Raw genomic sequence first — 9,838 nt, 5'->3', positions numbered from 1 at the left:
CATCAAGTTCTTACGGGTATGGTTATTATAACTATACCTACTCAAGTGATAAAAAATAGGGCTTACTGAAGCCCTTTTCTAAAAGTAAGAAAAATCTATTTTTATAAGGGATTGTCTAGGATAGATGATCTCAAATGAATGAAAAATGTCTCAGGTGAGGTTCAAAGTCTGAGGCCCCTCCTCCCTTCTTTAGAAAGAATATATCATGATAAAAACCAGAAAAATTCGCATAGCAGTCGTTGGTTGTGGTCGTATTTCTAAAAATCACTTTGGTTCAATTGAGAAACTAAATGATGAATATGAATTAGTTGCAGTTTGTGACAATAATAAGGAAACGCTTTCTGAACACGTGTCAAAGTTCAATGTTCCAGGTTACCTTTCTATTGATGAGTTACTAGAGAAAGAAGAACTAGATTTGGTAACGCTTTGTACGCCCAGTGGTATTCATGCATCTCAAACTATAAAAGCAGCTAAAGCTAAAGTTAATGTCATTACAGAAAAGCCTATGGCTACTAAATGGGAAGATGGTTTAGCAATGGTGCGAGCATGTGATGAAGCGAACGTTCGTTTATTTGTAGTTAAGCAAAACCGCCGCAATTCAACTTTGCAATTACTTAAGCGAGCTGTAACCGAAAAACGTTTTGGGCAAATTCACATGGTTCATCTAAATGTGTTTTGGACTCGCCCACAAGAGTATTATGATCGAGCCGCATGGTCAGGCACTTGGGATATGGACGGTGGTGCTTTTATGAATCAAGCAACGCACTATGTTGATTTGATGCATTGGCTTATTGGGCCAGTCGAAAAAATTCATGCGATGACATCAACCTATCGAGATATTGATGTAGAAGATACTGGCGTAGTTAATATTAAATGGCGTAATGGTGCTGTCGGCTCTATGGCTGTTACTATTGTGTACGTACCCTAAAAATCTCGAGGGTTCGATTACCATTTTAGGCGAAAAAGGTACAGTTCGTATTGGTGGTGTTGCAGTCAATGAGATTCAAGAATGGACATTTTCAGAAGATAAAGATTATGATGCTGATATTGAAAATGCCAATTATCAAACAACCTCTGTTTATGGTTTTGGTCACCCACCATATTTTCAGAATGTAGCAGACGTTTTACGTGGCAAAGCTGCCCCTGAAACTGATGGTCGAGAAGGCCTGAAGTCACTTGAGCTATTGATTAGTACTTATCGCTCGGCACGTGATAATAAAGAAATTGGGTTACCATTGAATTTATAATATTGAGAAATTAAAATGACGTTAGACAATTTAAATATTGGCATTATTGGACTTGGTTATGTAGGGCTACCACTAGCAGTAGAATTCGGTAAAAAGTACAATACGATTGGCTTTGATATAAACACACCGCGAGTTTTAGAACTTATAGAGGGAATGGATTCAACACTTGAGTGTACTTCTTCAGAGTTACAGTCAGCACAATACTTATCTTACACGAGTGAGCTAAGCGATATAAAGAACTGTAACTTTTATGTAGTTACAGTTCCGACACCAATTACAGATGATAAAACCCCCGATCTTACTCCTTTGAAAAATGCATCAGAAGCATTAGCTAATGTGGTTTCTAAAGGGGATGTTGTCGTGTTTGAGTCTACAGTATACCCTGGTGCGACAGAAGAAATATGTATCCCCATTATTGAAAAGTTATCTGGTTTGACTTTTAATAAAGATTTTTTTGCCGGTTATAGCCCTGAACGAATTAAACCCAGGTGATAAAGTAAATCGTCTCACAACGATTATGAAGATAACTTCTGGTTCTACGACTGAGATTGCAGATTATGTAGACTCTGTTTATTCATCGATTGTCGATGCTGGTACGCATAAAGCTTCTTCAATTAAAGTCGCAGAAGCAGCAAAAGTCATTGAAAATACGCAGCGTGATTTAAATATTGCGATTATTAATGAGTTTGCGAAAATTTTTAATAAACTTGAAATTGATACTGAAGAAGTTCTAAAAGCAGCTGGAACAAAATGGAATTTCTTACCCTTCAAACCAGGTCTTGTTGGTGGTCATTGTATTAGTGTTGATCCTTACTATCTTACTCATAAAGCTCAAGAAGTCGGTTATCGACCAGAGGTTATTCTTGCTGGCCGTCGTATTAATGATGGTATGGGTGAATATGTTGCGACTCAACTTGTAAAAAAACTGGCAAGTAAAAAAATTCATATTGATGAAGCGAAAGTTCTTATATTAGGCTTTACATTTAAGGGCGATTGCCCTGATGTACGTAATACCAAAATTATTGATATTGTTAAAGAGCTTAGAGATTTTAATATGTCTGTTGATGTTCATGATACTTGGGCCTCAAAGGAAGAAGTTAAAGTTGAATATGATATCGAGCTTACTGATGCGTTAGAAAATGGAAAATATGATGCCGTTGTTTTAGCCGTAGATCATAGTGAAACTAAAAAGATGGGCATCGATAAAATTCGATCGCTATGTAAAGAAAACCACATCGTTTATGATGTTAAGCACGTATTCAATTATTCGGACGCAGATATGCGTCTTTAATTACAACGATTAAATAGTATCGACTTTAGGCCTTATATGTCTCGTTATTTTAATTCAGCTTCGAAACTTATTGATATTCTACAAGATGTTATTTTTACTAACCCTAATCATTTGGACTTGAACGTACTAATTCAATCGATTTCAGATAACAGTTCGACCAGCGAAGATAGTATTTGTGAATATATTAAAGGACCTCTACCTTGTAACAAAAACAATCTGATAGTTGTATGTGAAGAGGAGCTTGAAGGTTACGCTTGTATCGTTGTAGATAATGTAAAAGAATCTATTATTACAATTGTTAATAATATTGTAAGGAATGTAGGATTTAAAAAGATAACTCTATCTAAATCTAGAGATGAATCAGTTTTTACTGGAAATAATGTTGTTATCGAAGAAGATGTCTCAATTGGTATGAATTGTATTATTGAAGATAATGTAATGATTAAAAGTGGGACTGTCATTGGCGATAATTGCATAATTAGATCTAATGTTATTGTTGGTTCTAAAGGTTATAATCATACAAATGTTTCTGGGGTTTTGACTCCACTAGAATCGCTTGGAGGTGTCGTAATTGGAAACAATGTTGAAATTGGATATAATACGGTAATAGCTCAAGGGAATATAGATAACACTATCATTTCCGACAATGTTAAAATTGATGCTCTATGCCTTATATCTCATGATTGTCATGTTGGGAATAATGTTTCTATAGCAGCTTCGGTTACTTTGTGTGGATATGTTGAAATTGGAGATAAATCGCGTTTGGCACCCAACTCGACCGTATTGCAACGTATTACTGTGGGAGAGGATGTCACTGTTGGTTTAGGTGCTGTAGTAATTAGCAATCTGAAAGAACATGGTGTTTATTTTGGTAATCCTGCCATGAAAACAAAATCTAAGTTAATAAGTTAATAAGTTAACAAGTTAAGAGTTTGAGGATTTAATTTTGCATAATAAAAAATCAACTATTGATGTTATTTCAAAAGTGTTGTCTGTTCCCGCTGAAAAAATAACTGATGACTTGGCAGTTGGCGATATTCCTGAATGGGACTCTCTTGCTCACATGCGCATCATCGCTGCATTAGAGTCAGATCTAGGCGTAGTGTTAGACATCGAGCAGACGTTAGAGATCGAAGATGTAGAAGACATTGTCGACGCTGTTTTAAACAATGAGTAACGTTTTATGTCGGTAGTCGAAACAATACTAGCTCACGCAGCATCTCGTCCTCAGCATGTCGCTCTCTACGAGAAAGACGCAGCTGTTACCTACATGCAACTCGCTGAGACTATCAAGTGCACGGCTTCTAAATTAATGAAGGAAGTCGAACCCGGAGATGCTGTCGTTGTGACGGCATCTAACAGTTACGCTTTTGTAGCTGTGTATTTTGCGATCCATTATATTGGTGCAAAAGTGGTTAACTTGGCTGCCGACGCAGACGAAAGTTACAAGCAATTTATCGATAAAAAGGTTAATCCGAGTCTATCGATTGAAGACTGTCAAACCTACATAGCGGATATTCATCCTTTAGAGTCCGACAAAGAAGTTACCAGCCATATTTCTAGTGGTATCGCCGACCTCATGTTTACGAGTGGGACAACTGGCGAGCCTAAAGGTGTCGCTTTGAGTCATGAGCAGTTGTTGAGAGCTACTCAGCATATTGTCGGTGAGGTAGGCAACACACCAGAAGATGTTGAGCTTCTATTAATGCCTCTTAGCCACTCTTTTGGTATGGGACGCATGCGAACCACTCTTTTTGTTGGTGGTACGTTGGTATTAGGTTATCCGCTACAGCGTTTGAAAAGTGTTTTTAAGGCCATTGAGAGTCATAAGGTAACAGGACTCGGACTGGTCCCATCTGCTTGGGCATTTATTACTACAATGTCTAAAGACCGCATCAGTAAATATGCTCATCAGCTAAAATATATAGAGTTTGGAAGCGCGCGTTTGTCTCCTGAGGATAAAGCACTGTTAATACAATGGTTCCCATCGACTCATATTGTTATGCACTATGGTTTGACGGAAGTTTCTCGTGCGGTATTCACTCATTTCCATACTGACAATTTAGAAGCTGTAGGCCATGCTTCGCGAGGCGCTGAGTTTGCTATTCTTAATGAAGATGGACTGCATCTTCCTGAAGGTGAGGTCGGTGAAATAGCATTTAAGGCATCTTGGATGCTAACAGAGTACTACCAGAATCAAGATTTGACGTCTGCCGCGTTTTCGAACGGCTACTTCCGAACAGGTGATTTGGGCAAATACGAAGGCGACTATTTGTTCTTAACTGGGCGACTTAAAGAGATCATCAATGTCGGGGGCAAGAAGGTAAGCCCTTACCAAATTGAAGAAGTGCTGAATTCTGATGATGGTGTAATAGAGTCCGCCTGCGTTCCATGCGCAGACGCAAATATGGGAGAAGTCGTTCAAGCGTTTATCGTTGTTGAGCCTGCCATGATTGATGATATTCATACATTAGAATCTCGACTAAGGGAAACGGTTGCACAACGACTCCCTGTTCATATGCGCCCTGAAAAGTACAAAGTCATTGATGCGTTACCAAAAACATCCACAGGTAAAATTCAACGTCTACATCTGACTAAAATGTAAGAGAACTTCATGTTAAAACTTCGATTTCCTTTGCCCGTATTTCGTAATGCTAATGAAATTGCGAACGGAAAGAATGCAAGAATGGCACTCAAAGGCCTTGTGGCAAATCGTGTCGCACTAATAATCAGCCCCTCATTTCGTAAGTCAAAGTTTTTTGAACAAGTTGTTCGTTTAGTCAACGCGACCAGTGTTCGTGTGATCGAAAAATCTTGGAAAGGTGAACCGACGGTTGATGAACTTTCAGGTGTGGTTGGTGAGCTTGAGTCATTCCAACCTGATTATATTATCGCACTTGGTGGCGGCTCCATTATTGATGGCGCTAAGCTAGCGTGGCTGCTTTATGAATGCCCAACGATCGACCCAGATGTCTTATTCCGACCATTTGCAATACCGCCACTGCGTGGGCGTGCAAAATTTGCAGCGATTCCTACCACGGTAGGAGCGGGGTCCGAAGTGTCATCGGCAGCTGTCATGTTAGATAGTGCAACTCAAAGTAAAAAAGCGGTCGTTACACACGATTTCCTTCCTGATTTAGTGATTCTAGACCCTGATCTTGTCTCTGAGGTCCCATTAAGTATTTTAAGAACTACAGTCGCCGATGCGCTCTCCCATGCGATTGAAGGCTATGTGTCTAAAATCCCTCACCCATTAATGGAGACATTTGCGGAACAATCCGTATCGATTGTCTATCGTTATCAGTCACAGTTAGATCAGGATGAGTGGCATATCGACATGCTCTCAGAATTACAGCACGCTGCAATGCTTGCTGGTTGGGTTCAGAACCACTGTGTTGTCGGGCTTTCACATGCTATCGCCCACCAACTAGGACATTTTAATGTCGGGCATGGATTAGCAAATGGGGTGCTTATGCCAGCCGTTATTGAGTTCAATTCTCAAGATCAGGCCGTTGAGCAGAAATATGAACGACTAATTAAGAATGCTGGTTTACCAAGTAGACAGGCTCTTCTTGACCTGTTTAAGGGTTTAACCTCGGGGCAAGGCGTTTCTTTGAATCTATCGAATGAGCAACTAGACAACATTGCAAAGAACGCATTACTTGATCCTGCTGCTGCGACAAACCCAGTCGCTTTCGCTGAAGATGACGTTAAAGAGATAGTAAAGAAATGTCTATAAAGAATGAAAGCCTAACGAGCGTATTAGATGCCCGCCCTTTCGAGTTACCTGAAGCTCAAAAGCAACCCTTATTTAAACAGAACTTGCTTGAAGAGCTAGTACATCACTATAACAGCAATGAGATGTACCGTAAGTTCTGCGTGAAAAATGGGTTCAACCCAATGCAGTTCAGTGGCAGCTTGGAAGACATACCGGCGATCCCTGTGCATATTTTTAAAGCTCTTGGCCATAAATTAGCGTCGGTTAGCGAAACGGCTATCAAGACTAAGCTTCAATCTTCGGCGACAAGTGGGGTACCAAGTACCGTTCTTCTTGATAAGGTTACGGCTCGTCGTCAAACCAGAGCAATGGCTCGCGTGATGCAAGAGGTTTTAGGACCGAAAAGGCGCCCGTTCTGTATCATGGATATCGATCCAACGAGCCCAAATGCAAGCAACTTAGGCGCTCGTATTGCAGCCGTTAAAGGCTATCTAAACTTTGCGTCATCTTCTCATTACTTTATTGATGCTTCTAGCCCTTCAGCTCCGTTAGAGTTTTTAGAGCAGCAGTTTGTTGAGCATTTAAATGGGTTAGACAGTGAAGAGCCGCTTGTCATTTTCGGTTTTACTTTCGTTCTGTACCATACGGTTTTCAAGAGTCTAAAAGAAAAAGGGGTGTCCTTTAAACTTCCGGCTGGCTCTCAGGTCATCCATATTGGTGGTTGGAAGAAACTGGAATCTGAGAAGGTTGATAAGAAAACATTCAACCAAGACATCGCGCACGTATTGGGTATCTCCCCCGATAATGTTATTGATATTTACGGTTTTACAGAGCAAATGGGGTTGAACTACCCAGACTGTAAAGCGGGCTGGAAGCATGTACATGCTTACTCTGACGTGATTATTCGAGATGAAGCTGATCTATCACCTTGTCCGAATGGTGTGGTGGGCTTATTGGAGTTTGTTAGCCCGCTGCAACACTCTTACCCTGGCAATGTTGTATTGACCGATGATCTTGGTGTTGTCGAAGATTCTGTGTGTGAGTGTGGGCGAGTTGGAAAGCGCTTCAAAGTGATTGGTCGAGCTAAGAAAGCTGAAGTTCGTGGCTGTGGTGATGTCATGTCTGAAAAAGTCACCAAAAAGCCAACCTCGAAGCAATCTGCAGAACAAGCTGAACATATGGTGGTGTATCACGCTCCGGTCGACTTGAATGAATCTGACTCACCTTCTGAGCAGTTGAATGTGATTCTGACACACCTTAAGTTGAAGCAACAATGGTTAGCGAAACAGCCTGCTGAAGCGATACTCGGTCTTTTCGATACTGCTCGTAAAACTTGGGCTGAAAACCCCGAGTTAGACCCTTATCGTCATACTGGACTTAACTTCTTGGCGGATTGGTGTGAGCCTAATCGCTTACGTAGTTTGCTTGATTCGGCGTTGCACGGACAACGGGGTTTTCTCGACAACTTTATGCCTCGCAAAGACATCAGCCACAGTTCGCTTAAAGCGATGCCTAGAGGCGTCGTATCTCACTGGTTATCTGGTAATGTGCCACTGCTTGGTATGTTTGCGTTAGTTCAGAGTATATTGAGTAAAAATGCGAATATCCTTAAGGTATCGGCAGATGAATCTCAAGCACTTCCTGTGTTGTTAAGTACTTTTAAAGGCATCAGTTACACCACACCTGGTGGGTATACCATTCATGGTGATGACCTGTTAGAAACACTGGCTGTTGTGTACTTTGACCGTCATCAAACAAAGATAGCAGAACGCTTTTCTGCGAATGCCGATGTGCGTATTGCTTGGGGTGGTCGAGAAGCAATAGAAGCGGTAAGTGCTTTACCGAAAAAATATAACAGTCAAGATATCCTTTTTGGGCCTAAGTTGTCGATGATGGTGATTGGTAGTGACGCCTTAGATTCCGAAAAGGCCATTCGAAAACTGATACGTCGAGCAGCAACGGATTCAAGTGTATTTGACCAGTTTGCTTGTGCTTCGCCTCACACCATCTTTGTTGAAAAGGGTGGTGACATAACCCCGAAAGAATTCGCTGAAAAGCTAGCTGCAGCAATGGATAAGGCTCTTGTGCGCTTACCGACTCAAGTGCCAGACATTGGGCAGGCAAACAAGATACGTTCAAAAATTGCAGAGTATGGTTTCATTGGTGAATCATGGAATGACCGTCATTTACGTTGGACGGTGTTGTTCGATGAAGGCACTGATTTAGTTGAACCAACCTATCAGCGAGTGATTACCGTTAAAGCCGTAGATAATGTCTTTGATGTTATTGGTAGCGTGCATGAAGATATTCAAACGGTTGGTTTAGCGATGCATGGCGAGAAGAAGCTCCAGTTTGCTAATGAGATTTTAATGCAAGGTGCGATGAGATGCCCTGATGTTGGGTACATGACGCATTTTGATTCTCCATGGGATGGATTGTTTGCGTTAGATCGCCTCGTTCGCTGGGTATCACTTGGTGGTCCGTTATAAAAATAAAAGTTGTAGAGTAAAGCATGGAATTTATAGATCTAAAAAGTCAATATCAACATTTGAAAGATAAAATAGATACTCGAGTATTATCAGTATTGGCTCATGGAAAATATATCATGGGACCTGAGGTTTTCGAATTAGAGAAGAGGTTAGCTGAATTTGTTGGCGTAAAGCACTGTATAACATGTGCAAATGGGACTGATGCATTAACACTTGCTATGATGGCTTTAGATATTAAAGAAGGTGATGCTGTTTTTTGTCCAACGTTCACCTTTTTTGCGACCGCAGAAACTATTTCTTTTGCCAAAGCAACTCCGATATTTGTAGATTCAGATGAAAATACTTTTAACATTTGTCCAGTAGATTTAGAGTTGCGAATTAAAGAAGTTATTTCAGAAGGAAAGTTAAATCCTAGAGCAATTATCGCTGTTGATTTGTTCGGATTACCTGCTAATTATCCTGAAATAGAGAAAATAGCAGAGAAATATAACCTGAGATTAATTGAGGATGCTGCTCAAGGTTTTGGAGGTTCAATTGAAGGAAGAAACGCTGGTTCTTTTGGTGATATAGCAACAACGAGTTTCTTTCCTGCTAAGCCATTAGGGTGTTATGGTGATGGGGGGGCGTTGTTTACTGATGATGATGAACTAGCTTTCCTTTTAAAATCATATAGAATACACGGCAAAGGGACTGATAAGTATGATAATGTTCGTATAGGTATCAATAGCCGGCTTGATACAATCCAAGCAGCGATTTTATTGGAGAAGTTATCAGCCTTCAATATAGAATTAGAGGCTAGGCAAAAAAGCGCTGAAGAATATGAGAAAAACTTAAATAATAGATTTAAGACCCCTCAAATACCTAAGGGCTATAAAAGTGCATGGGCTCAATATACGGTATACAGCATGGATAGAGCGGCCGATATGGAATCTTTTGAAAAAAAAGGAATACCGACAATGATATATTATCGGACGTGTATGCACAAACAGCCTGCTTTTAAGTACTTAAAGTCGTCTAATCAATCTTATCCGGTAGCAGAAAAATTATCAAAAGGTGTTTTTAGTTTACCTATGCATGGTTACTTATAAAGGGT

6 protein-coding genes and 2 pseudogenes are annotated in these 9,838 nt (G+C 40.3%); all 8 read left to right on the top strand.

What is annotated here, in order from left to right:
* Positions 1–205 precede the first annotated feature (205 nt).
* The 8 genes and pseudogenes from AC6R05_RS02150 to AC6R05_RS02115 all read left to right on the top strand — a co-directional run bounded on the left by AC6R05_RS02150 (position 206) and on the right by AC6R05_RS02115 (position 9,833).
* Positions 206–1,247, top strand: a pseudogene (locus AC6R05_RS02150) (Gfo/Idh/MocA family protein).
* 15 nt (positions 1,248–1,262) lie between these two features.
* Positions 1,263–2,538 (top strand): annotated as a pseudogene (gene tviB / locus AC6R05_RS02145) (Vi polysaccharide biosynthesis UDP-N-acetylglucosamine C-6 dehydrogenase TviB).
* Positions 2,539–2,574: 36 nt separating this feature from the next.
* Positions 2,575–3,450, top strand: coding sequence for a DapH/DapD/GlmU-related protein (locus AC6R05_RS02140; RefSeq protein WP_500646448.1), 876 nt, complete (start codon positions 2,575–2,577; stop codon positions 3,448–3,450).
* Positions 3,451–3,505: 55 nt separating this feature from the next.
* Positions 3,506–3,715 carry an acyl carrier protein gene (locus tag AC6R05_RS02135; RefSeq protein WP_500646450.1) on the top strand — a complete coding sequence of 70 codons (210 nt, stop codon included), beginning with the start codon at positions 3,506–3,508 and terminating at the stop codon, positions 3,713–3,715.
* Positions 3,716–3,721: 6 nt separating this feature from the next.
* Positions 3,722–5,143, top strand: coding sequence for an AMP-binding protein (locus AC6R05_RS02130; RefSeq protein WP_500646447.1), 1,422 nt, complete (start codon positions 3,722–3,724; stop codon positions 5,141–5,143).
* A 9-nt stretch (positions 5,144–5,152) separates the two neighbouring features.
* Complete coding sequence (locus tag AC6R05_RS02125) at positions 5,153–6,277, top strand: iron-containing alcohol dehydrogenase (RefSeq protein ID WP_500646446.1); 1,125 nt, start codon at positions 5,153–5,155, stop codon at positions 6,275–6,277.
* Complete coding sequence (locus tag AC6R05_RS02120; protein WP_500646445.1) at positions 6,268–8,745, top strand: LuxE/PaaK family acyltransferase; 2,478 nt, start codon at positions 6,268–6,270, stop codon at positions 8,743–8,745. The genes AC6R05_RS02125 and AC6R05_RS02120 overlap by 10 nt, the downstream gene beginning before the upstream one ends.
* 23 nt (positions 8,746–8,768) lie before the next feature.
* On the top strand, positions 8,769–9,833 hold the full coding sequence (locus tag AC6R05_RS02115; RefSeq protein ID WP_500646444.1) for a DegT/DnrJ/EryC1/StrS family aminotransferase: 1,065 nt from the start codon (positions 8,769–8,771) through the stop codon (positions 9,831–9,833).
* Positions 9,834–9,838: the final 5 nt, after the last annotated feature.

This window comes from Vibrio sp. R11-SG3-ISO9 (assembly GCF_059834255.1).
The sequence above is the reverse complement of the archived record's forward strand: the minus strand, read 5'-3'. Positions and strand labels throughout refer to the sequence as shown.

Bases quoted from the DNA above. Each gene is read 5' to 3' on its own strand.
- AC6R05_RS02140 (WP_500646448.1), top strand. From the start codon at position 2,575: ATGTCTCGTTATTTTAATTCAGCTTCGAAACTTATTGATATTCTACAA.
- AC6R05_RS02130 (WP_500646447.1), top strand. From the start codon at position 3,722: ATGTCGGTAGTCGAAACAATACTAGCTCACGCAGCATCTCGTCCTCAG.
- AC6R05_RS02125 (WP_500646446.1), top strand. From the start codon at position 5,153: ATGTTAAAACTTCGATTTCCTTTGCCCGTATTTCGTAATGCTAATGAA.
- AC6R05_RS02120 (WP_500646445.1), top strand. From the start codon at position 6,268: ATGTCTATAAAGAATGAAAGCCTAACGAGCGTATTAGATGCCCGCCCT.
- AC6R05_RS02115 (WP_500646444.1), top strand. From the start codon at position 8,769: ATGGAATTTATAGATCTAAAAAGTCAATATCAACATTTGAAAGATAAA.